Annotated in this window: 1 protein-coding gene; it reads right to left on the reverse strand. The window is 56.4% G+C overall.

Annotation, left to right across the window (positions count from 1 at the left end; genetic code table 11):
• Positions 1 to 414: contractile injection system protein, VgrG/Pvc8 family (locus tag EN932_RS37545; RefSeq protein ID WP_281061585.1), on the reverse strand; the 414-nt coding region annotated here is incomplete at its 3' end.
• Between the last annotated feature and the right edge of the window lie 125 nt (positions 415 to 539).

Raw genomic sequence — 539 nt, forward strand, 5'->3', positions numbered from 1 at the left:
ACAGGGATAGGACCCTTGCAGGCGCAGATCGAATTCCGCGATACCGTATTTCTTGAAGATGTCCTTGACGATGTCGAGGACGCTCTTGTTCTGGAAAATACGGCAATCGGTGGTGTTGCCGAGAAACCAGAGCCACGGCCTGATGACCGCCTCATAGTAGGCCAGCCGATCTTCCAGCCGGGTGAGCCGGAACTCGGAGACGATGCCGCTGAACCAGCGTTTCGGATCAGATTCAGCTTCGATCGAGAGCGGCCCGCCCAGCATCTTCAACGGATCGATATCGGAGTCGGTGCTCACGAATCCGACCGTATAGGCAAAACAACGGCTGATCTCATCGCGTCCGACAAGATGCGTGAAGGTCAACAGCTCGGAGCCAACCGGTGTCCGGACAACGGTGGCACGTTCATTGGGCATGGGTCGAGCCCCCTCCTGGACGCGGCCGCCAATGTGATGGATTTGAAGTTCCCGCTATATTAACAGCATTCCGTTCAGGAACTTCTTAAATCCGCCACGCCAGGCCATGTTGAGCCTACCACATG

It is taken from the genome of Mesorhizobium sp. M7A.F.Ca.US.002.01.1.1 (assembly GCF_004022955.1).
GTDB classification, from domain to species: domain Bacteria; phylum Pseudomonadota; class Alphaproteobacteria; order Rhizobiales; family Rhizobiaceae; genus Mesorhizobium; species Mesorhizobium ciceri.